Raw genomic sequence first — 21,881 nt, 5'->3', positions numbered from 1 at the left:
GTCCTGTCGCGTTCCGAGCGCGTCACGGGGTAGGGGGATCGGCCCCTGCGGGCGATCCATCCGGTTTCGCCGTGCACGCGCCCGGTTTCGCCGTGCGCCTTGACCGCGCCCGCCGGTTGCCTTTGAATTGCCCAGACGGCGCGCGGCGCGTAGGCGCGCCCGAGCGAGAAAGGGCTTCCTTTGAGACATTCCGGGCGTGTACGGCGCGATCCGGGCGCGATGGCGCTCGTCGTGCTGCTGGCGGTGCTGCTCGCCGGGGCGGCGGCGGGGTTCGGCTATCTCGCCTGGCAACGGCAGCAGGCGGCCGATGCGGTGCGCGCGGTCGAGCGCGAGCCGCTGCCGGCGGTGGAGCGCGCCTACGACGCGCCTGCGGACGAGCCGGCGGAGAATCCTATCGACTTTGAGGCGCTGCGCCGGGAGAGCCCCGACGTCTACGCGTGGCTCTACGTGCCGAACACGAACGTCAACCTTCCCGTGCTCCAGCGGCCGGGAGACGACTTCTTCTACCTCGATCATGACCGCTACGGCGAGCCGGCCGTCGAAGGCGCGGTGTTTTCCCAGATGGCGAACGCGACCGACTTCTCCGATCCCGTCACCGTGCTGTACGGCCACAACATCGTGAACGACGCGATGTTCGCCACGTTGCATGCCTACGAGGACCCGGCGTTCTTCGCCGACAACCCCGAGCTGTACGTTTACCTGCCCGATCGCATCCTCGCCTACGAGGTGGTGGCGGCCTACGAGTACGACGACCGGCACATCCTCAACTCGTTCGACTTCTCCGACCCCGCCGTGCGGACGGGCTACTTCGCATCGGTGCTCGCGCCCGACGACCCGAAGGCGAACGTGCGCGACGGCGCGCAGCTCGATGCCGACGACCGCATCGTGCAGCTCAGCACCTGCCGCTCGGCCCTGACCAGCGACCCGGTGCGCTATATCGTTACGGCCGTGCTCGTGGGCGAGAAGCCTGCTGCGTGAGCTGCGCCCCCGCTTTCGCAATAGGCGGAGCCTCTTTCGTCGAAGGGGTCGAACGGCATGTCTCCATGCTCTAGCATGAGGTGGCTGTGGAATGCTTGCGCCTTCGGGTAGGCGCATCGACGAGAGAGGTGCTGATATGAAGAAGAAGCTGGCCGCGCTTTTGTGCGCTGCGATGCTCGCGTGCGCGCTCCCCGCGCTCGCGTGGGCCGACGAGGCGGCTGAGCCGACGGCGGATCAGGCGACCGCGCAGGAGTCGGCCGCGGCCCGCTCGATCGGGCCGTGGCAGGAGAGCGCGTCGAACGAAGACGGCTCGTGCGTCCTCTCTGGCGAGGCGAGGGCGTCTTCGTTCGCCGTCATCGCTACGAGCGAGACGGCCGACGACGCGCTGGACGGCATGCCCTCGTTCAGGGTCGTTGCCGAGAACGCGACCAAGAAGATCGATTTCGGCGTGGCGCTTCTCGCGGGCGGCCAGTACGCCGGTTGCAACAAGCTCGAGGTGCACGTGAAGCCGAGCGCGGGAAGCGCTGGCATCGCCAAGACGTTCGAAGTGACGAGAGCCGTCGACCAGAGCAGCTTCAACTTCACGTCCGAGATGTTCAACCTCGGCGACCAGGAAGGCGATGCCTCTTACAGCGCCGACTTCGTCATGACGCTCGTCCCCTCGAAGGCGGACGTCGACGAACCGGCCGCCAACGAGCCTGCTGCCGATACGTCGGCTGCGTTGCCGTCCGGCGCCGACACGGGCGCGACCTCGCCCAAGACCGGCATGGACGCCGGCGCGCTGGCGGGCGCCTCCTTCGCCATGCTGGCCGCCGCCGGAGTCGTGGCCTTAGCGCTGCGCCGCAAGCTCGCGAAGTAACCGATGCTCATCGTCGGGCGGGCGTGCCGCAAGGTTCGCCCGCCCGGTCGTCGAAAGGCGGCCGCATAGGCGCTTGCGCGACCTCGCCTTATACATATTCTCGCAAGTTTCTGCATAAAAGGGGTTACAAATCGGCTCCGAACCGAATATACTGCTTCCAGTCCTTTAAAAGCGGTACAGAGAGACCGACAAGGTAGAACCCCAAGCGCTCACCCGAACAAGAGCGCGACGAGTCGAAGCCTTTGTCTGTCGCGGAGGCTTTTTTCATGCCCTCGCGCAGACGCCGCCAACTCGGGGGCGACGCGGACGCCCGGCATCGCCGGAGCGGGCGCGGAACCCGGCGGAGAGCAGGTCCGTCTGTACGCACTCGACGTCAAGAAAGGGTGTGTATGAACGACGCAGGAACGGTCAAGACCGTCTGCATGGACGCAGACGAGATCGAGCGGTCGCTGACGCGCATCGCGCATCAGATCCTCGAGACCAACAAGGGCGCGGGCAACATCGCGCTCGTCGGCATCGTGACGCGCGGCGACTTGCTCGCCAAGCGCCTGGCCGAGAAGATCGAGGCCATCGAGGGCACGAAGGTGCCGCTCGGCAAGCTCGACATCAGCTTCTATCGCGACGACTTCGCGACGCATCTCTCGCCCGAGGTGCATTCCACCGACATCCTCTTCGACCTCGACGGCAAGGACGTCGTGCTCGTCGACGACGTGCTGTACACCGGCCGCACCATCCGCGCCGCGCTCGACGCGCTCATGGATATCGGCCGTCCCTCCACGGTGCAGCTGGCCGTCCTCGTGGACCGCGGCCATCGTCAGCTGCCCATCCGCGCCGACTTCGTGGGCAAGAACGTCCCGTCTTCCTCCGACGAGAACGTGCGCCTGTTCTTGGAAGAGGCGGACGGCAAGTCCGAGGTCGAGATACTGGAAATCGCTCCGGGCTCCCGCGCGGGTTCGGCACCGCTGGGAGGTGAATAGGGCATGGCCTTCAATCACAAGCATCTGATCGACATCACGGAGTACTCCGCCGACGACATCATGACCGTTCTGGAAACGGCGGTCCGCTTCAAGGAAGTCAACGAGCGCCGCATCAAGCAGGTGCCCACGCTCAAGGGCGTCACCGTGGTCAACATGTTCAACGAGCCGTCCACCCGCACGCGCTCCTCGTTCGAGATCGCCGAGAAGCGCCTGAGTGCCAACAGCCTGAACTTCGGCGGCAGCTCCACCTCCACGGTGAAGGGCGAGAGCCTCGTGGACACGGTGGAGACGCTGTGCGCCTACAAGATCGACATGATCATCGTGCGCGACAAGCACGCCGGCGTGCCCCGCAAGATCGCCGACGTCTCCGGCGCGCACGTCATCGACGCAGGCGACGGCAAGCACCAGCACCCCACGCAGGCGCTGCTGGACCTGTACTCCATCTGGGAGGTCAAGGGCGACCTGAACGGCCTCAAGGTGGGCGTCGTGGGCGACATCGGGCACTCCCGCGTGTGCGGCAGCCTGATCCCCGCGCTCAAGATCATGGGTTGCGAGGTGACGGTGGTCGCGCCGCCGACGCTGCTGCCCGCGCGCCCCGACATCCTGGGCGCCGACCACGTGACCACGAAGCTGGACGAGGCGCTGCCCGACCTCGACGTGGTGTACATGCTGCGCATCCAGCGCGAGCGCCTCGAGGGCGCGCCGTATCCGTCGCTGCGCGAGTACAACATGCTGTACGGCCTCACGAAGGACCGCGAGCACCTCATGAAGCCCGACGCCCTCATCTGCCACCCCGGCCCCATCAACCGCGGCGTCGAACTGGATAGCTACATGGCCGACCACCCGAAGCGCTCGGTCATTCTCGATCAGGTCTATGCCGGCATCCTGACCCGCATGGCCGAAATGTACCTGCTGCTCGGAGGGAGCGAAGATGGCCTTACTGCTTAAGAACGCCCATGTGATCGACCCGCAGGTCGGTCTGAACGAAACGGCCGACATTCTCGTGCGCGACGGGAATATCGTCGAGATCGGCCAGAACCTGACGATGGAGAAGGGCGTCGAGCGCGACCTGGGCGGCAAGATCGTCGTTCCCGGCCTCGTGGACATCCACGTGCATCTGCGCGAGCCCGGCTACGAGCTGAAGGAGGATATCGCCTCCGGCACGCGCGCCGCGGCGCACGGCGGCTTCACGGCGGTGTGCTGCATGCCGAACACGAAGCCCGTCATCGACAACGCCGTGGGCGTGGAGTACGTGAAGGCTCGCGCGGCGGCCGTGGGCAAGTGCCGCGTGCACGTGGCCGGCTCCTGCTCGCAAGGGCTCAAGGGCGACACGCTGTCCGAGATGGGCGACATGGTGGCGCACGGCGCCGTCGCCTTCACCGACGACGGCCGCGGGGTGCAGGGCGCGGGCATGATGCGCCGCGTCATGGACTACGCCGCGCAGTTCGACCGCGTGGTGATGAGCCACTGCCAGGACGAGGACCTCGTCGGCGCCGGCCAGGTGAACGAGGGCGTCGTGTCGACGCGCCTGGGCATGCTGGGCTGGCCGGCCGAGGGCGAGGAGATCCAGATCGCCCGCGACATCGCTATCTGCCGCCTCACCGGCTGCCCGCTGCACATCCAGCACCTCACCACGGCGCGCGGCCTGGACCTGGTGCGCGCCGCCAAGGCCGAGGGCCTGCCGGTCACCTGCGAGGTCACGCCGCACCACCTGTTCCTCACCGAGGACGCCATCGGCGACGACTACAACACCTTCCTCAAGGTGAACCCGCCGCTGCGCACGGCCGAGGACGCCGCCGCGCTGGTGGAGGGCGTGAAGGACGGCACGGTGGACGCCATCGTCACCGACCACGCGCCGCACAACGACTTCGAGAAGAACGCCGAGTTCGAGCTGGCGCCCTTCGGCATGATCGGCCTGGAGACGGCGCTTTCGCTGGTCATCACGAACCTGGTTGCGCCGGGCGTCATCAGCTGGGAGCGCGCCGTCGAGCTGATGGCCGTGAACCCCCGCGAGATCCTTCGCGTCGAGCGCGTGGCCCTCGAGCCGGGCGCGACGGCCGACCTCACGGTCATCGACCCGGACGCTGCCTGGACGGTGGACGCCGCGGACTTCCAGTCCAAGGCCGTGAACTCGGGCTTCCTCGGCGCCGAGCTGACCGGCCGCGCCACCGACGTCTACGTGGGCGGCTACGCCACCATGGAGGACGGCGCCATCGTCGAGTAGGGTCGAGCCCTGCACGATCTTCGAACCACGCGGCCCCGCATCGAGCGAACGATGCGGGGCCGTTCTGCGCGATGCCCGGTGCGCCCGATGGCCATACGTGGCGTAAGAAACGCTCCGATGAGCCGACTAGGCGGCGCAGGTCGTCCGCTGCGGTTCCAGATGCCCGATTCTTCCTGCAATGTTGCGTTGCGGGGGTAGAAGAAGGGCGATCCTGAGTGCTTTTGCGCGTTTTCCCTGGTTGCAAACGCAACTGCTGGAGAATGTCCGATTGATGCGCGTTCTTTCACAACATTACGGGAAATATCGGGCATCCGGGCGGGCACTGCGTGATAAAATCATCTCCTTATCGAGCCAGTGCAGGCGCTCTTCTTTTTTGAAGCAGCCCATGGAGGAAGCCGGGCCCTCGCTTCCTAGTACCACGTCTGCAAGATCCTCGCAGCCCAGGGCAGACGAGGAGGCTCCAATGGAACCTATGCAGGTTTGCTTCTCCCATCAAACGGCTTTTCAGGTGTTGAGGGCGATCGACGCGCGGGAGCTTGCAGGGTCTGGCGACACGGCGTGGCGGCTTCCCGCTCGTGCGCCGAGTGCGCGGGAGCTCGAAGAGGTCGTCAAGCGCATTGAGAACGATCGCCCTGGGTTATCGATCGAGCGTCCCGTCCATATTCTCCTGGGAGCGGCTTCAAGATGCCGCTCCACTTCGCGTCGCGTGTCGCACGTGTGCACACGGCAGATGCGTGGGAAGCCCTTGCTCCGGCTGTCGGACGGAGTTGGCGTATGCAGTGCGCCGTTTGCCTGCGTTCAGGCGGCTCCGTCAGCGAAAAACAAGATCGATCTGCTTGAACTTGCTTACGAGCTTTGCGGAACCTATCGCACTCGGCGAACGTCGACTGCTCCTGCGTATCAGGTGCCTCCTTTGATGACGATGCGTTCTCTACGCAGCTTCGTTTCGCTCAACCCTTCCATCGCGGGCGCTCGGATCGTGGCGCGCGTCCTGCCGTACCTGGCGGATGGTTCGGCTTCTCCGAGGGAGACGAAGCAGGCGCTCGTGTTGGGCTTGCCGACATCGTACGGCGGGTACGGCTTGGGCATCCCGAGGATGAATTACGAGGTGAAGGCAATCGCAGGAGCCCGCACGACTTCCGGCAGATCGAGTTTTCGTTGCGACCTTTGCTGGCCGGATGCGAAACTCGACGTGGAGTACCAAAGCAGGGAGATGCACGAAGGGGAGGAAAGCCGTATCAGGGATTCTAGAAGGACGAACGCGTTGATGGCGATGGGCTGGACGGTCGTAGGCGTCACGAACGACGAGCTGGACAGCCTGGCTGCAACCGATGCGATAGCCGACACGATACGTCGGCTCCTGGGAAAGCGCGTGCAAGTGCGCGTGTCGGACTATCATGCTCGCAAGCTGCGGCTCCGGCGGCAGCTCGGGCTTCCGGTGGGCTACGACTAGGCCGGCCGCCGTAGGTGCGGCCTCGATGTGCGATTATCACAGGAATGTTGCGTTTGACGGGGCGTTCTCATCGACGCGGAAGAGCGCGAGACGATGATCAGGCAGTTTGCAATGATTACTTTCGATGCATGCCGATACGGTCCGAAAAAACGCAACATTGCGGGAAGAATCGCACGCGGCACGCCGCTTCTTCGGCACGCGTGCGCCGGCCGCCGACGGGATAGAACGTCCGACGGTCGGAAGCTGTGCGCGTCTTTCGGCATCGTTTCTTGTAATTGCATAAAATTACTTGAATAAGAGAAAATATTGCATTTCTAATCGATAAAACTCGTTATAGGCGTATACTACGCTTCGACCTTTAAGGGCGGTACGGAGAGACCGACAAGGTGCGCAACATACACCCTGCATCCGTGCGCCTCCCACATCAGATGGAGGCGCTTTTTTGTAGGGGCGTTGCCCGAACGGAAGGATGGAAGCTTGAGCGAGATTTCGAAGCGGTTGATGCAGGGGACGTCGAAGCCCGCGGGCGCGCCCGCGGCGCTCGTGCTGGAGGACGGCGCCGTGTTCCGCGGCACGTCGTGCGCGGCGGCGGGGGAGGTGTTCGGCGAGGTCTGTTTCAACACCTCGCTCGAGGGCTACCTCGAGGTGATAACCGACCCGTCGTACGCGGGCCAGATCGTGACGATGACGTATCCCCAGATCGGAAACTACGGCGTGAACGTGGACGACGCGCAGGCGGACGAGCCCGCCCTGCGCGGCCTCGTCGTGCGCGACCTGTGCGCGACGCCGTCGAACTGGCGCAGCGCGCAGGGTCTGCCCGACTACCTGCGCGACCACGGCGTGGTGGCCGTCGAAGGGGTGGACACCCGCGCGCTCGTGCGCCATGTGCGCGACTGCGGCGCACAACGGGCCGTGCTGTCCACCGTCGACGTGGACGAGGCCAGCCTTCTGGCGAAAGTGCGTGCGAGCGCATCCATCGTCGGGCAGAACCTGGCCTCCACGGTGTCGTGCGCGCGTCCGCGCCGCTTCTCGGCCGACGACCTGCCGGCTTCGCGGGCGTTCTCGCTCGCCGCGCCTCCCGAGCCGCGCTTCAAAGTGGTCGCCTACGACTGCGGAGCGAAGCGCTCCATCCTCGAAAACCTCGTGCGCGCCGGCTGCGACGTGACCTGCGTGCCGTGGGACACCCCGGCGCCCGAGGTGCTGGCCATGGCTCCCGACGGCGTGTTCCTGTCGAACGGCCCGGGCGACCCCGAAGCCGTCGAGGGCACGTACGCCCAGGTGGAGCAGCTGCTGGGGAAGGTGCCCGTGTTCGGCATCTGCCTGGGGCACCAGATGATCGCCAAGGCGGCGGGCGCGGATATCGAGAAGCTCAAGTTCGGCCACCGCGGCGGCAACCATCCCGTCATGAACCTGCGCACGCTCCGCGTGGAGATCACCGCGCAGAACCACGGCTTCGGCCTCGTGTTCCCCAGTTTGGGCGCGCTCGTGCCGGAGCTGTCGGCCGGCGTCTGCACGCACGAGGACGACCTGCGCTGCTGGGCGCGCCGCGGCGTCGCGCCGGTGGTGCAAAACGAGCGCTTCGGACGCATCCAGCTCACGCACGTGAACCTCAACGACGGCACGGCCGAGGGCGTCGCGTTCCTCGATATACCGGCGTTCTCCGTGCAGTACCACCCGGAAGCCTCGCCGGGTCCTACCGACGCCCATTACCTGTTCGCTGCGTTCGCGCGGTTGATGGATTCCGCCGTTCTGGCGAACGGCGGCGTTGCCGACGCTGCGGCCGCGGCTGGCACCCTATCTTGCCCTTCTGCTGCGGCTGGACGGACAGAAGTCCAGTCCAGCCTTGCATCAGGGCAATCTGGGGCACCAGCCGCGCCCTCGCTGACCTTGCCTGACCCGCGCGAATGTGCAAACTACCTCGACATCGACATCGCCGAGGATCGCCTGGCCGGCTGGTCGTTCGCCGAAGGGAAGGAGGCCTCCCATGCCTAAGCGCGAAGACATCCAAACCATCCTCGTCATCGGAAGCGGCCCCATCGTCATCGGGCAGGCGTGCGAGTTCGACTACTCGGGCGCGCAGGCCTGCAAGGTGTTGAAGGCCGACGGCTATCGCGTGGTGCTCGTGAACAGCAACCCCGCCACCATCATGACCGACCCGGGCCTGGCCGACCGCACCTACGTCGAACCCATTACCGTGGAGTTCGTCGAGCAGGTCATCGCGAAGGAGCGCCCCGACGCCCTCTTGCCCACGCTGGGCGGCCAGACCGGGCTCAACACGGCCGTCGAGCTCGCGCGCGCCGGCATCCTGGCCAAGTACGGCGTGGAGATGATCGGCTGCGACCTCGAGGCCATCGAGCGCGGCGAGGACCGCAAGCAGTTCAACGAGTGCATGGCGGAGCTTGGCATCGAGACGTCGCGCTCCGGCTACGCCTATTCCATCGCCGACGCCGAGGACATCGTGGCCGAGCTCGGCTACCCCGTGGTGCTGCGCCCCTCGTTCACGCTGGGCGGCGCGGGCGGCGGCATCGCGCACGACGCGGCCGAGCTGCACGAGATCGTGGGCCAGGGCCTGGAGCTGTCGCCGGCCGGCGAGGTGCTGGTGGAGGAGAGCATCGAGGGCTGGAAAGAGTACGAGATGGAGGTCATGCGCGACCGCGCCGGCAACGGCATCATCGTGTGCTCCATCGAGAACTTCGACGCCATGGGCGTGCACACGGGCGACTCCATCACGGTGGCGCCCGCGCAGACGCTCTCGGACGTGGAGTACCAGCGCATGCGCGCGGCGTCGCTGGCCATCCTCGAGAAGATCGGCGTGGAGACCGGCGGCTCCAACGTGCAGTTCGCCGTCAACCCGGAAAACGGCCGCATGATCGTCATAGAGATGAACCCCCGCGTGTCGCGCTCCTCGGCGCTCGCGTCGAAGGCCACGGGCTTCCCCATCGCGAAGGCGGCCGCGAAGCTGGCCGTGGGCTACACGCTCGACGAGATCGTGAACGACATCACGAAGGCCACGCCCGCCTGCTTCGAGCCGTCCATCGACTACTGCGTGGTGAAGGTGCCGCGCTTCGCGTTCGAGAAGTTCCAGGGCACAGACGACACGCTGTCCACGCGCATGAAGGCCGTCGGCGAGGTCATGGCCATCGGCCGAACGTTCGAGGAATCGCTCGGCAAGGCCATGCGTTCGCTGGAGAACGGGCGCGCGGGCCTGGGAGCCGACGGCAAAGGCGGCGAGGCCGACGCGTCCGACGAGGCGCTGGAAGACCTCGTGGCGCGTCCCACAGCCGAGCGCATCTTCTACCTGGCCGAGGCGCTGCGTCGCGGCTGGACGGTTGAGCGCGCGAGCGCGGCGAGCCGCGTGGACCCCTTCTTCGTCGCGCGCATGGCCGACATCGTGCGCGTGCAGGAGAACCTGCGCGGCATGGCGCTGGACGAACTCGATGCCGATGCGTTCCGCCTGCTCAAGCGCATGGGGCTGGCCGACGCGCAGATCGCGCGCCTCACGGGATCCGACGAGCTCACCGTGCGCACGTGCCGTAAGATGCTGGGCGTGAGGCCTGCGTTCAAGACCGTGGACACCTGCGCCGCCGAGTTCCCCAGCGCCACGGCCTACCATTACAAAACCTACGATGCCGACGAGACCGAGACGGCGCCGAAGACGCGGCGGCGCGCCATGATCCTGGGCGCGGGGCCGAACCGCATCGGCCAGGGCATCGAGTTCGACTATTGCTGCGTGCACGCCAGCTACGCTCTGCACGAGGCCGGGTTCGAGACGATCATGGTGAACTGCAACCCCGAGACGGTGTCCACCGACTACGACACGTCCGACAAGCTGTACTTCGAGCCGCTCACGTTCGAGGACGTCATGGACATCGTCGACGTCGAGCAGCCCGACGGCGTGGTGGTCACCTTCGGCGGGCAGACGCCGCTCAAGCTGGCGAACGCGCTGGCGGCGGCCGGCGTGCCCATCATGGGCACCTCGCCGGAGGCCATCGACCTGGCCGAGGACCGCGACCGCTTCGCCGCCGTCCTCGACGAGCTGGGCATCGTCTACCCGGCCGCCGGCATGGCCTCCACGTACCAAGAGGCGTGCGTCGTGGCCGACCGCATCGGCTTCCCGCTGCTCGTGCGCCCCAGCTACGTGCTGGGCGGGCGCGGCATGGGCATCGTCTACGACGGCGCCCAGCTAGAGAAATACATGGCGGAGGCCGCGAAGATCTCGCCCGACCACCCGGTGTACCTCGACCGCTTCCTCGAAGGCGCGGTGGAGGTGGACCTCGACGCGCTCTGCGACGGCGAGCAGGTGTTCGTGGGCGGCGTGCTGGAGCACATCGAGATGGCGGGCATCCATTCGGGCGACTCGGCCTGCTGCACGCCGCCGTTCGCGCTGTCCGAGGCCGTGCAGGCGCAGCTGCGCGCCATCGCGCGCCGCTTGGCGCTGCGCCTGGGCGTGGTGGGGCTCATCAATATCCAGTTCGCCATCAAAGACCAGGTCATCTACATCATCGAGGCGAACCCGCGCGCCAGCCGCACGGTGCCGTTCGCCTCGAAGGCGACGGGCGTTCCGCTGGCGAAGGTCGCCGCGCGCATCATGGCGGGGGAGAAGCTGGCCGACTTAGGGATGCCGCCCGACGACCGCCGGCTCGAGCATTTCAGCGTGAAGGAAGCCGTCATGCCCTTCGGCCGCTTCCCCGGCGCCGACACGGTGCTCGGCCCCGAGATGAAGTCCACCGGCGAGGTCATGGGCATCGCGCGCAACTTCCCGGCGGCGTTCGCGAAGACGCAGCTGGCCATCAGCTACGCGCTGCCCGAGGGCGGCACGGTGTTCGTCAGCGTGTGCGACCGCGACAAGCGCGCCATCGTGCCCATCGCTCGCGACATCGCGCGCCTGGGCTTCCAGCTCGTGGCCACGGGCGGCACGGCCCGCGCGCTGCGGGCGGCCGGCGTGGAGTGCGAGCAGGTGAGGAAGATCCACGAGGGCGAGGGCAACGTGCGCGACATGATCGCCGCCGGGGACATCGCGCTCATGATCAACACGCCGTTCGGCCACGCCACGCGCGCCGACGGCTACGAGCTGCGCCTCGAGGCCGTGAAGCACGGCGTGACCCACGTGACGAACCTCGCCGGCGCCCAAGCCATGGTGGCCGGCATGGAGGTGGCCCGCCTCGGCGGTCTCACGGCCGTGGCCTTGCAGGACCTGCCCCAGTGGGAGCTTTCGCGCTGACGCGCCGCGTTCTGCGCGCATCGTCGCCCGGAAAACACGGAATCGCACCTGGAACCGTGTTTTCCGGGCGAAAAGGCGATGGCTTCCGATTTCCGATGCGCCTCCGGTTTGCTACACTGAAGGCGTTTCATCGTTTCGCATGATTCCCTGACGAGGGCAGCCGTACCAGGATCGAAAAGACGGCGCATAACCTACGAAAGGGGTCTTCTCATGGCATGGGTCGTTCTTATCGTATCGGGCGTCTTGGAAGCGGTGTGGGCCACGGCGCTCGGGCGCGCGGAGGGGTTCACCAGGCTAGCGCCTTCGATCGTGTTCCTGGTTGCGCTGGCGTTGAGCATGGTCGGCTTGTCCTACGCGGTCAAAACGCTGCCAACGGGCACCTCGTACGCCGTTTGGGTCGGCATCGGCGCCTCGCTCACGGTCGCCTACGGCATGCTCTCGGGAACAGAGCCCGTATCGGTGGCGAAAGTGCTGCTCATCATCGGCCTCATAGCTTGCGTCATCGGTCTCAAGCTCGTCCACGACGGCTCTTGATGCCGCTTGGAATTCAACGTGCGGAAACATAGAAGCGAGGGCGCATCGGCTGACGCGCCCTCGCTCGATCAGAATTCTCCCTCACGCCTTCGAGGACTTCGGCGGTCTGGCCGACCCTCGTTTGACGGCTATGTCGAGCGCGCCCAGCGCGTCGTAGGCTTCCCGCGCCGACGCTTCGACTCGATCGGCATCGAGGCCGCGCTCGTCGGGATGCAGCTCGACGCGTCTGTCGGCGACGGCGGACCATGCCTCGTACACTTTCTCGATGGGCGGCAGCTTCTCCACGGTGCTCCTTCGGTCGCGGCGTCATGTTCGGAAACAGCATGATATCAGATGGTAGAATGATCGCTTCGAATGCTGACGAACCGTCGAAGAAGGAGCGCCTGCAACGCTCTCGGCGGAGCTCGAAGAAGCCGGCTTCGAAAAGGCGGAGCTTGTCGGCGACGCGGCTGGCGCACCTCTCGACGAGGTGAGCCCGACGATCGCCGTAGTCGCGCGCAAGCCTGCGACCTGCGTGGACGGGCGATGACACGAATCGTGTCTTGCCGGAGCGATGCGGCTCAGCCATCTTGGGAGCCTGAAAGGGGGCGCGTCCCATGGATTTCGGAGAGAAGCTGAAAGCGCTGCGCACCGAGCGCGGCCTGACCCAGGAGCAGCTTGCCGCCAGGCTGTACGTGTCGCGCACGGCCGTGTCGAAGTGGGAGACGGGCGGCGGCTCGCCCAACCTCGACTCGCTGCAGGCCGTCGCGCGCCTGTTCGACGTGTCGGTGGACGACCTCCTGTCCACCGACGACCTCATCGTGCTCGCCCGCGACGAGCGCCGCTCGACGGCGCGCAGCAGCGGCATGCTGTCGTTCGGCCTGCTCGACGTGCTGGCCGTCGTGTTCGCGTTCATTCCGCTATACGGCGTGGACGACGGCTCGTTCGTGCGCATGGCGAACCTGGCCGACTACGGCGCGTCCGTGGATTTCGGCGCGTCGTTCGCCGTCATGGCGGCGGCCGTCGTCTCGCTCATGTTCGTGGGCGCGGTGGAGATCGTGCTGGCAGCTGCGGGCTCGCGCCGCGCGGCCCGCATCGTCGCCCTCGTCGGGTTCGCGGTGCAGGCGCTGGCCGTCGTCCTGTTCGCCTCCACCATGCAGCCCTACGCCACAACGCTCATGTTCGTGCTGCTCCTGGCGAAGGTCGTCGTCGGCTACCGTATTCTGCGCTCGTAACCCCTGGTCGGCTGCGGAGGTCACGCACCGTGTCGCCCGTGCGACGCATCGTGGCTTGCCGCCGGGAGGCGCGCGTCGTTTCATGGAGGCTCGGACCCGCAAGGGATCCGCAGCATCCGTGAGGCGAAAGGACGGTTCGATGGAAACAACCCTGATGGCCGCGTGGCTGAACGACACGTTCGCCGCGTTCGATGCGACGATCTTGGGGGCGCTGCATGCGCTCGCAGAATGTGGGGGCTTCGCGCTCACGCCCCTGTTCGAGGCGGTGAGCTTCGTAGGCGAGAAGGGCGCATGCTTCTTCGCGCTGGCCTTCGTGCTTATGGTGTTCAAACGCACGCGACGTGCCGGGACGGTCATGTTCGTCGCCATCTGCCTGGGCGCGCTCGCCACGAACATCGTGCTCAAGGACCTCGTCGCGCGGCCGCGGCCGTTCGAGTCGTCCGCGCTCTTCCTCGACTGGTGGCGCTTCGCCGGCGCCGCGCCCGAGGACGGGTTCTCGTTCCCCTCCGGGCACATGACCGCGGCCTCGGCGGCGATGGCGGCGCTCATGCTGGCGTATCGGAATTGGAAGACAGTGCTGGGCGGCTCGCTCGTCATGCTGGTCATGGGCGCTGCCCGCTGCTATCTCGTGGTGCACTATCCCACCGACGTGCTGGCCGGCCTTCTCGTGGGCGCGCTCGCGGCCGTCGCAGCGCAGCTGCTCGTGTCGTTCGCGTTCCGCCGGTACGGGGAGCGCCGATTCGCGCGGCCTCGCCACGCCTGTGCTCCCGTGCGACGCAGGCGGTAGGCCCCGCCGTTCGCTCCTTCCGTCGTCCCGGCGTGCACATTCCCTGCATTTTGGCTTGTCAGCCGCATGAAGCGCGCGCAGATGATACAATCGTCGGCCGAGAGACGAAAACGCGCGCCGCGCTCGCACGGGCGGCGGCGAAAAGTGAAAGGACGAATGTGGCACTCGTCAACGAGCGGGCCCGCATCCTCGCCAACGAGGAAGTCGGCCCGAACCTCTACCTCATGGAACTCGCGGCCTCGCATATCGCGGCGAGCATCGAGCCGGGGCAGTTCGTGCACATGAAGGTGCCGAGTATGGAGGCGCACATCCTGCGCCGCCCGTTCTCGGTGTACGCGCGCGATGCGGCGGCCGGCACGCTCGAGGTGCTCTACCAATCGGTGGGCTTCGGCACCGACCACATGACGCGCATCGAGCCCGAGCGAGCCGAGCACCTCTCCGGCGCCGAGCTCATCGGGCCGGTGGGCCGCGGGTGGCAGCCTCCCGCGAACGCGCGTCGCGCCCTCCTCGTGGGCGGCGGCGTGGGTGCTGCGCCGCTTTTCATGCTGTGCGAGAGTCTGATTAGCGCCGGCGTGCGCACTGACGTGGTGCTGGGCGCGCAGACCGAGGCGGCGCTCACGTGTCGCGGCCGCTACGAGGCGCTGCTGGACGAGCCGCCGCGCTGCGCCACCGACGACGGCAGCTTCGGACGCGAGGGCTTCTGCACCTCGCTCGTCGCCGAAGCGCTCGCGGAAGCTGCAGAAGCGGGGGAGCCGTACGACTATCTGGCCGTGTGCGGCCCCGAGCCCCTTATGAAGATCGTGGCCGGCATGGCCGCCGAGGCGGGCGTGCCCTGCGAGGTGTCCATGGAGAAGCGCATGGCCTGCGGCGTGGGAGCATGCCTGTCGTGCGTGGTGGACACGGTGGACGGCAAGCAGCGGGCCTGCGTCGACGGCCCCGTGTTCGATGCGCGGAAGGTGGTATGGTAGATGGGCGATAGCTTCAACGCAACGCAACCTGTTCGGTCGGGCGGCGGGGACACCCCTCCAGTCGCTCGGACAGTCCTCGCTCGGTCGAACAGTCCGCAGGACTGTTCGATTCGCTGCGGAACTCGCTTGGTGGAGGGGTGTCCCCGCCGCCCTGTTCCGACTTCGGTGAACATGCGTGTGAATCTGGGCGGGTTGGAGATGAAGAACCCCGTGACGGTGGCGTCGGGCACGTTCGCCGCCGGGCGCGAGTACGGGGACTTCGTGGATGTGGCGGGCCTCGGCGCTGTCACGACGAAGGGCGTGTCGCTGAACGGGTGGGCGGGCAACGCCAGTCCCCGCATCGCCGAGACGCCTTCGGGCATGCTCAACTCCATCGGGCTTCAGAACCCCGGCGTGGCGCACTTGAAGGAATGCGATCTGCCGTGGCTGGCCGAGCGCGGCGCGACGGTCATCGTGAACGTGTCAGGCCACAGTTTCGACGAGTACGTGCAGGTGATCGAGGCGTTGGAAGACGCGCCGGTGGACGCGTACGAGGTGAACATCTCGTGCCCGAACGTGGATGCGGGCGGCATGACCATCGGCACGTGCACGGACAGCGTCGAGGCGGTCGTATCCCGGTGCCGCGCCGCCACGAAGCGCCCGCTCATCGTGAAGCTCACCCCGAACGTAACCGACGTGACCGAGATCGCGCGCGCCGCAGTGTCGGCCGGCGCCGACGCGCTGTCGCTCATCAACACGCTTCTGGGCATGGCCATCGACGCGGAGCGCCGCCGACCGCAGCTCGCGCGCGGCGTGGGCGGACTGTCGGGCCCGGCCGTGAAGCCCGTGGCGCTGCGCATGGTGTGGGAGGTTCACCAGGCCGTCGACGTGCCGCTGCTCGGCATGGGCGGCATCTCGTGCGCGATCGACGCGGTGGAGTTCATGCTGGCCGGAGCCACGGCGGTGGCCGTCGGCACCGCGAATTTCGTGAATCCGCACGCCACGGTTGAAATCATCGACGGAATGGCGCAGTATTGCGAAAGGCACGGCATCGAAGACGTGCAGCAACTGATAGGAGCTTTGGAATGGTGAGTTCGTTCGAAGAGGTGCCCGCGCGCGATCGCGTGATCGTGGCGCTCGACTGCGGCATCGAAGAGGCCTTCGACCTCGCGGACCAGCTGCAGGGCAAGGCGACGTGGATGAAGGTGGGAATGACGCTGTTCTACGCGAACGGCCCGGCCATCGTGTACGCGCTCAAGGAGCGCGGCTTCAAGGTGTTCCTCGACCTCAAGTTCCACGACATTCCGCACCAGGTGGAGGGCGCCGCGTACGCCGCGGCCGGCAGCGGGGCCGATATGCTGACCATGCACACGGTGGGCGGCGTCGACATGATGGCTGCGGCGCAGAAGGGCGCCGAGCGCGCAGCGTCCGAGTACGGTCACGATGCGCCGGCGACGCTGGGAATTACGGTTCTCACCAGCATGAACGATGCGGCTCTGGCCGAAACGGGCGTAAGCCGCGCCATGGCCGACCAGGTGGTCGTGCTGGCCGAGCAGGCCAAGCGCGCCGGCATCTCCGGCGTGGTGGCGTCTCCGAAGGAGGCTGCGCGTCTGCGCGAGATCCTGGGCCCGGACGCCTACATCGTCACGCCGGGCGTGCGCCCTGCGGGCAGCGACCGCGGCGATCAGAGCCGCGTGGCCACGCCTGCCCAGGCGTTCGCCAACGGTGCGTCGCACATCGTCATCGGGCGTCCCATCACGCAGGCGGCCGATCCGGCGGCTGCATTCGAGTCCATCGCGGCCGAGCTGTAGGCGCCCCGTCGAACTTGCGTGCGGTCTGGGAAAATGACGGTTGGGCGACGAATGGTCGACAAAGGAGCCAACTGCTTCTAGAATGTGTGACCACGCACTGAAATTTTTAGGATTTGTAGGAAAAGACAAGGTGAAGTGGGCGAATGCGTGATAGTATCACGGAATCGTTTTGGAACAGAAGGAGATAACACGATGGCTATTCCTCAACTCAGCCCTGAAGAGCGTCAGGCGGCTTTGGAAAAGGCGAAGGCGGCTCGCATCAAGCGCGCCGAGGTTCGCGATGACCTGAAGTCCGGCAAGCTCACGCTCGAGAAGGTTCTTGAAATGAAGAACGATCCGGTCGTGGGCCGTATGAAGGTTTCCACCCTCATCGAGACGCTTCCCGGCTACGGCAAGGCCAAGGCTGAGAAGATCATGAAGGAGCTCCAGATTGCCGAGAGCCGCCGTCTGCGCGGTCTGGGCGAGCGTCAGCAGACCGCCCTGCTGGAGCGCTTGGGCTAACCGCACCTATGCGCCACGGCAATCTGTTCGTCATCTCGGGGCCATCGGGTGCTGGCAAGGGCACGCTGGTGGCCCGTCTTTTGCGCGAGATCCCCGATGCTTGGGCGTCCATGTCGGTTACCACGCGCAAGCCGCGCGAGGGAGAAGTGGATGGCGTCCACTACCGCTTCGCGTCCCCTCAGGAATTCCAGGAGCTCGTCGACGAGGACGGCCTGCTGGAATGGGCGACGTACGGCGGCAACTGCTACGGCACGCCCCGCGCTACCGTCGAGGAGCACATCGCGTGCGGCGATCAGGTCATCCTGGAAATCGACGTTCAGGGAGGATTCCAGGTGCGCGACAAGTTCCCTTCGGCGCATCTCGTCTTCATCGAGCCGCCGTCGCTTGACGTGCTGGAAGCGCGCCTTCGCGGCCGCGGAACAGAGACGGAGGAGGCCATCGCCACGCGGATGGAGACGGCGCGGGTGGAGCTTTCCCGTAAAATGGAGTATGATATACGGCTGGTAAACGACGATTTGGACGAAGCTGTCCGTGCATTAGCGGGCTACGTCAACGAACAAGCCGAGAAAATACGAGGTTAACACGCATATGAGCATTATCGAACCGAAGATCGACGTCCTGTTGAACGAGACCGACAACGATCGTTTCCTGCTGTGCGCGCTCGCTTCCAAGCGCGCGCACGACATCAACGACATGATGCGCGGCCAGCGCGACCGCGCCATCCAGCTGCAGACGGCGGTCGAGATCGCGCGCGCGGCCGACAAGAAGCCGCTGTCGCTGGCTTTCAACGAAATCGCCCGCGGCGAAGTGTCGTACGATCCTAACTCCATCGACGTCAACTACCACTAAGAGATTCCGTCGGCCGTAGGCCGACGGAACTGCTCGACGCTGCGAAGCCCCGAGGCACCGCGCCTTGCCGCTCCAAGCCCTCGTCGCGTACGGAAGTACGCTTCCTCGGGCTTTCGCGGCATTGCAAGGCGCCCCGGGGCTTCTCGCTGACGTGCTGCGCCAACCTGCGTGTTCGTTTCGCGCTACGCGCGATCTCTCTGCATCGAAGGATATCCATGACTGAATTCCAACGCATCTGCTTGGTCCATTACCACGAGATCGGGCTCAAGGGGCACAACCGATCGGCGTTCGAGATGAGGTTGCTCAAGAACCTCGAAGCGCTGCTGAAGCCTTTCCCCGTGGTCGTTATCCATCGCATCGCGGGCCGTTTGTGCGTGTTCTTGCGCGAGGGCACCGATTGGACCACCGCGAAGGAGGCGGCCGACGTCATCGGCAAGGTGCCGGGCGTAGCGCGCGTGTCGTGCGGTTTCAAGTGCGAGCGCGACCTCGACGAGATGACGGAGGCGGCGCTCGCGGCGATGGCCGAGGCGGGCGAGTTCGACACGTTCAAGGTGGCGGCGCGGCGCAACCACACCGATTTCGCCACGGGTTCGATGGACATGAACCAGATCATCGGCTCGGCGCTGTGCGCCGCGCACCCCGAGAAGTCCGTTAAGATGAAGAAGCCCGACGTCACGGTGGGCGTCGAGGTGGTGCAGAACGCGGCGTACGTGTACGCGCGCTCGCTGCCGGGCGTGGGAGGGCTGCCGGTGGGCAGTTCGGGCCTGGTCGTGAGCCTGCTGTCGTCGGGCATCGACTCGCCGGTGGCGACGTGGAAGCTCGCGCGGCGCGGCGCGGTGTGCATAGGCGTGCACTTCTCCGGACGACCTCAAACATCCGATGCCAGCGAGTACCTCGTGGACGACATCGCGCAGGTGCTGGAGCGCACGGGCTGCATCGCTCGCGTGTACACGGTGCCGTTCGGCGACTACCAGCGCGAGATCGCTCTGACCGTGCCGCCCGAGCTGCGCGTCATCATGTACCGCCGTCTCATGTTCAAGGTGGCCGAGGAGATCGCACGCCGCGAGCGCGCGGGAGCGCTGGTGACGGGAGAGAGCCTAGGCCAGGTTGCCTCGCAGACGCTCGACAACATCCGCTGCACTGACGCGGCGGTTGACCTGCCCGTCTTTCGTCCGCTCATCGGCACCGACAAGCTGGAGATCATCGCCGAAGCCGAGCGTTTGGGCTCGTTCGAGATCTCCTCGCAGGATGCGCCCGACTGCTGCACGCTGTTCATGCCGCGCAGTCCGGAGACGCATGCGAAGCTGCCCGTGGTGTTGGAAGCCGAGGCCGCGCTGCCCATCGAGCGCTGGGTGCCCGAGATCGCCGACGCCGCAGAGGTTCGCGACTACGCCTGCCCCGCCTACAAGCCCAAGAAGAAACGCGCTTCCTGAGCGCGGCCGGTTGCAGAAGCTCGCAAAAGCGGCGTCCCCGGGAGATACCTCGGGGGCGCCGCTTTCTCTTGCCCCGTTTCGTCGTCCCGAGCGAGCGCAGCTCTCGCCCTGTCATCCTGAGCGAGCGCGAGCATTCGACAGTCCAGCGGACTGTCGAACTCCCGAGCACGCGAAGCGAGCGCAGGGAGGCCCCGCGAAGCGGGGACGCGAAGGATCCCGTGCGGCATCAGCTGGAAGCGCCGCGGCTGGCACCGCACGGGATCCTTCGACTCCGCGCTGCGCGCTCCGCTCAGGATGACGACCTGCGGTGCCCCGATCAGGATGACGGTCCCAGCGCAGCTTGTATTAGAGCTGACGAGAAGCGGGGTACTCCTCGCGCGTGATATGCGCGTGGGATTCGTTGGCGCGGCAGGTGGAAACCGCGTTGGATCGGCATCGACGGCGCGTGGAATCGGCGTTGGGAACGCGTGGAAGGTGCGCTGGAAAACGCGGCGCGTTTCGCTGGATCTGCGCCATCGGCGCGTGAGTCGAGGTCGCTATCATGGAAGGGGAGGAATCGGCGACGGACGAGGGGGCGGCATGGGGTTTGCAGAGCAGGCGGAGTCGTGGCGGGCGAAGGCGCACCTGACCGGCGTGCGCCTGCCGGTGCTCGTGGGCGTGACGGCGCTCGCGGCCATCGTGCTCATCGCGGCGGGAGGAGCGCTGGTCAAGGCCGGAACGTCGGACGGCTTCTCGCTCTCTCGCGACGACGGCGCGGCGACCTCCGACGGTACCGACGAGGACGGCGCCGCTTCCGGGGAGGCGCGAACCGTCTTCGTGCACGTGGGAGGCGCCGTGGTCGAACCGGGAGTGCGAGAGCTGGCGGAGGGCGCGCGGGTGCAGGACGCGGTGGACGCGGCCGGAGGGTTCGCCGACGGAGCCGCCCGCGACGCGCTCAACCTGGCACGCGTGCTCGCCGACGGCGAGCAGATCGTCGTGCCGTCGCAGGAGGAGGCCGTCTCGGAGCCGGTCGCGGCTGTGGACGGCGGCGATGCGGGCTCCGGGGCGGCTGCTTCGCCGACGGGCGGCAAGATCGACCTTAATCGGGCGACGGCGGCCGAGCTCGATGCGCTGCCGGGCGTGGGGCCGTCCACGGCGGAGAAGATCGTGGCCGACCGTGAGGCGAACGGCCCCTTCCGCACGGTGGAGGATCTCAAGCGCGTGTCCGGCATCGGGGACAAGAAGTTCGCCGATCTGGCCGATCTCGTATGCGTGGGATGAGGGGCGCCGCGCGGGGCAAACCGGTCGCGCTTCCTCCGCGCCCGGCGCTGCCGCCTGTGCTGGCCTGCGCGCTTTCGCTGTGGGCATCGTGCGCGGCGGTGCTGGCCGCATCCGGATCCTGGGATGTCGGCGCATGCCTCGCCGTCGGCGCGGCCGGCATCGTCGCGAGCGTCGCATGCGCTTTCGCGCTATGGCGGCTGCCGGTGCCGATCGCGTGGGCCGCGCTGCTGGGAGCCGCGCTCGGCATCGCGCTCGCAGGCGGGTGCGCGGCCGCGCAGCACGAGGCGCAGTTGCAAGGCGACGGCCTTTCGGGACGTTGGCGATTCGAAGTCGCAGCCGACGGTTCGCAGGGCCCTTATGGCGCAACGTGCTTCGCGCGCGCGAACCTTCCCGACATCGGAGCCGTTACGGTGCGGCTTAGGTTCGAGGAAGGCGAGGACCCTCCGCGTTACGGCGACGTGCTGGAGGCCGACGCGACGCTCTCCGCGCCGGGCGGGTCGTCGGCGGCATACTGCTGGCGGCAGGGCGCGGTGCTCGAAGGCACGGCGCGCCGAGTCGTGAGCTGCGAGCGTGCCGACGCCCTCGGTATCTTGACAGGGCTTCGCAATCGCGCGATCGACCTGATCGCCGACGAGGGGACCGACGACGGGGCCGCGGTGCTCGCCGCGCTCGTGTGCGGATGGCGCGGCGCCCTCGAGGTAGGCGACGCGTACGCCGCCTACCAGACCAGCGGGCTCGCGCATCTCGTGGCGGTGTCGGGGGCGCACCTGTCCATCGTCGCCGGCTGCGCAGCCGCGCTCTTGCGTGCGCTGCGCGTTCCCCGGCGCGCCGGA

21 protein-coding genes and 1 riboswitch are annotated in these 21,881 nt (G+C 67.0%); of the genes, 20 read left to right on the top strand and 1 reads right to left on the bottom strand.

The genetic code is table 11. From position 1 onward, the window contains the following. Window positions 1–180: 180 nt before the first annotated feature. From HMPREF1023_RS13980 to HMPREF1023_RS13940, 9 genes are all read left to right on the top strand, one after another. Window positions 181–978, top strand: a complete 798-nt coding sequence (locus tag HMPREF1023_RS13980) for a class B sortase (protein WP_226844001.1) — start codon at window positions 181–183, stop codon at window positions 976–978. Between the two features lie 136 nt (window positions 979–1,114). Then, window positions 1,115–1,837, top strand: coding sequence for a hypothetical protein (locus tag HMPREF1023_RS13975; protein WP_226843997.1), 723 nt, complete (start codon window positions 1,115–1,117; stop codon window positions 1,835–1,837). Window positions 1,838–2,226: 389 nt separating this feature from the next. After that, window positions 2,227–2,814 (top strand): bifunctional pyr operon transcriptional regulator/uracil phosphoribosyltransferase PyrR, encoded by a 588-nt coding sequence (gene pyrR, locus HMPREF1023_RS13970; RefSeq protein ID WP_009307089.1) that lies wholly within the window; start codon window positions 2,227–2,229, stop codon window positions 2,812–2,814. Window positions 2,815–2,817: 3 nt separating this feature from the next. Continuing rightward, window positions 2,818–3,762 (top strand): aspartate carbamoyltransferase catalytic subunit, encoded by a 945-nt coding sequence (locus tag HMPREF1023_RS13965; protein WP_009307088.1) that lies wholly within the window; start codon window positions 2,818–2,820, stop codon window positions 3,760–3,762. Next, window positions 3,746–5,038 (top strand): dihydroorotase, encoded by a 1,293-nt coding sequence (locus tag HMPREF1023_RS13960; protein ID WP_009307087.1) that lies wholly within the window; start codon window positions 3,746–3,748, stop codon window positions 5,036–5,038. The genes HMPREF1023_RS13965 and HMPREF1023_RS13960 overlap by 17 nt, the downstream gene beginning before the upstream one ends. A 1,264-nt stretch (window positions 5,039–6,302) precedes the next feature. Beyond that, window positions 6,303–6,491, top strand: a complete 189-nt coding sequence (locus tag HMPREF1023_RS16040) for a hypothetical protein (RefSeq protein ID WP_227111343.1) — start codon at window positions 6,303–6,305, stop codon at window positions 6,489–6,491. Window positions 6,492–6,968: 477 nt separating this feature from the next. Further along, window positions 6,969–8,483 carry a glutamine-hydrolyzing carbamoyl-phosphate synthase small subunit gene (gene carA, locus HMPREF1023_RS13950; protein ID WP_035579124.1) on the top strand — a complete coding sequence of 505 codons (1,515 nt, stop codon included), beginning with the start codon at window positions 6,969–6,971 and terminating at the stop codon, window positions 8,481–8,483. Next, window positions 8,476–11,712, top strand: coding sequence for a carbamoyl-phosphate synthase large subunit (gene carB, locus HMPREF1023_RS13945; RefSeq protein ID WP_009307084.1), 3,237 nt, complete (start codon window positions 8,476–8,478; stop codon window positions 11,710–11,712). The genes carA and carB overlap by 8 nt, the downstream gene beginning before the upstream one ends. Window positions 11,713–11,836: 124 nt before the next feature. Further along, a riboswitch (guanidine-III (ykkC-III) riboswitch) is annotated at window positions 11,837–11,901 on the top strand. Between the two features lie 21 nt (window positions 11,902–11,922). Continuing rightward, window positions 11,923–12,246: a multidrug efflux SMR transporter gene (locus HMPREF1023_RS13940; RefSeq protein WP_009307083.1), complete on the top strand. Its 324-nt coding sequence runs from the start codon at window positions 11,923–11,925 to the stop codon at window positions 12,244–12,246. A gap of 81 nt (window positions 12,247–12,327) precedes the next feature. On the opposite strand, the gene HMPREF1023_RS13935 is transcribed toward HMPREF1023_RS13940, so the two are convergent. After that, window positions 12,328–12,531, bottom strand: coding sequence for a hypothetical protein (locus HMPREF1023_RS13935; RefSeq protein ID WP_009307082.1), 204 nt, complete (start codon window positions 12,529–12,531; stop codon window positions 12,328–12,330). A gap of 311 nt (window positions 12,532–12,842) precedes the next feature. Here HMPREF1023_RS13935 and HMPREF1023_RS13930 point away from each other — a divergent pair, with 311 nt between their 5' ends. From HMPREF1023_RS13930 to HMPREF1023_RS13875, 11 genes are all read left to right on the top strand, one after another. After that, window positions 12,843–13,460 carry a helix-turn-helix domain-containing protein gene (locus HMPREF1023_RS13930; RefSeq protein ID WP_009307081.1) on the top strand — a complete coding sequence of 206 codons (618 nt, stop codon included), beginning with the start codon at window positions 12,843–12,845 and terminating at the stop codon, window positions 13,458–13,460. A 139-nt stretch (window positions 13,461–13,599) separates the two neighbouring features. Beyond that, a complete protein-coding gene (locus tag HMPREF1023_RS13925) occupies window positions 13,600–14,247 on the top strand; it encodes a phosphatase PAP2 family protein (protein WP_009307080.1) in 648 nt (215 codons plus the stop codon). 158 nt (window positions 14,248–14,405) lie between these two features. Continuing rightward, window positions 14,406–15,215, top strand: a complete 810-nt coding sequence (locus HMPREF1023_RS13920) for a dihydroorotate dehydrogenase electron transfer subunit (RefSeq protein ID WP_009307079.1) — start codon at window positions 14,406–14,408, stop codon at window positions 15,213–15,215. Window positions 15,216–15,386: 171 nt separating this feature from the next. After that, window positions 15,387–16,286 carry a dihydroorotate dehydrogenase gene (locus tag HMPREF1023_RS13915; RefSeq protein WP_035579120.1) on the top strand — a complete coding sequence of 300 codons (900 nt, stop codon included), beginning with the start codon at window positions 15,387–15,389 and terminating at the stop codon, window positions 16,284–16,286. After that, on the top strand, window positions 16,280–17,005 hold the full coding sequence (gene pyrF / locus HMPREF1023_RS13910; protein ID WP_009307077.1) for an orotidine-5'-phosphate decarboxylase: 726 nt from the start codon (window positions 16,280–16,282) through the stop codon (window positions 17,003–17,005). Before HMPREF1023_RS13915 ends, pyrF begins: the two co-directional genes overlap by 7 nt. Before the next feature lie 192 nt (window positions 17,006–17,197). Then, window positions 17,198–17,506, top strand: a complete 309-nt coding sequence (mihF, locus tag HMPREF1023_RS13905; protein ID WP_009307076.1) for an integration host factor, actinobacterial type — start codon at window positions 17,198–17,200, stop codon at window positions 17,504–17,506. Window positions 17,507–17,514: 8 nt separating this feature from the next. Next, on the top strand, window positions 17,515–18,087 hold the full coding sequence (gmk, locus tag HMPREF1023_RS13900; RefSeq protein ID WP_009307075.1) for a guanylate kinase: 573 nt from the start codon (window positions 17,515–17,517) through the stop codon (window positions 18,085–18,087). Window positions 18,088–18,094: 7 nt separating this feature from the next. Next, complete coding sequence (locus tag HMPREF1023_RS13895; RefSeq protein WP_009307074.1) at window positions 18,095–18,355, top strand: DNA-directed RNA polymerase subunit omega; 261 nt, start codon at window positions 18,095–18,097, stop codon at window positions 18,353–18,355. 215 nt (window positions 18,356–18,570) lie between these two features. Beyond that, window positions 18,571–19,788: a tRNA uracil 4-sulfurtransferase ThiI gene (thiI, locus tag HMPREF1023_RS13890; protein WP_009307073.1), complete on the top strand. Its 1,218-nt coding sequence runs from the start codon at window positions 18,571–18,573 to the stop codon at window positions 19,786–19,788. A 579-nt stretch (window positions 19,789–20,367) separates the two neighbouring features. Further along, window positions 20,368–21,048, top strand: coding sequence for a ComEA family DNA-binding protein (locus HMPREF1023_RS13880; protein WP_009307072.1), 681 nt, complete (start codon window positions 20,368–20,370; stop codon window positions 21,046–21,048). Next, a partial coding sequence (locus tag HMPREF1023_RS13875; protein ID WP_232228733.1) for a ComEC/Rec2 family competence protein occupies window positions 21,036–21,881 on the top strand: 846 nt, incomplete at its 3' end. The genes HMPREF1023_RS13880 and HMPREF1023_RS13875, both read left to right, overlap by 13 nt.

The organism is Eggerthella sp. 1_3_56FAA, from assembly GCF_000185625.1.
In the GTDB taxonomy this organism is placed as follows: Bacteria; Actinomycetota; Coriobacteriia; order Coriobacteriales; family Eggerthellaceae; genus Eggerthella; species Eggerthella lenta.
The sequence above is the reverse complement of the archived record's forward strand: the minus strand, read 5'-3'. Positions and strand labels throughout refer to the sequence as shown.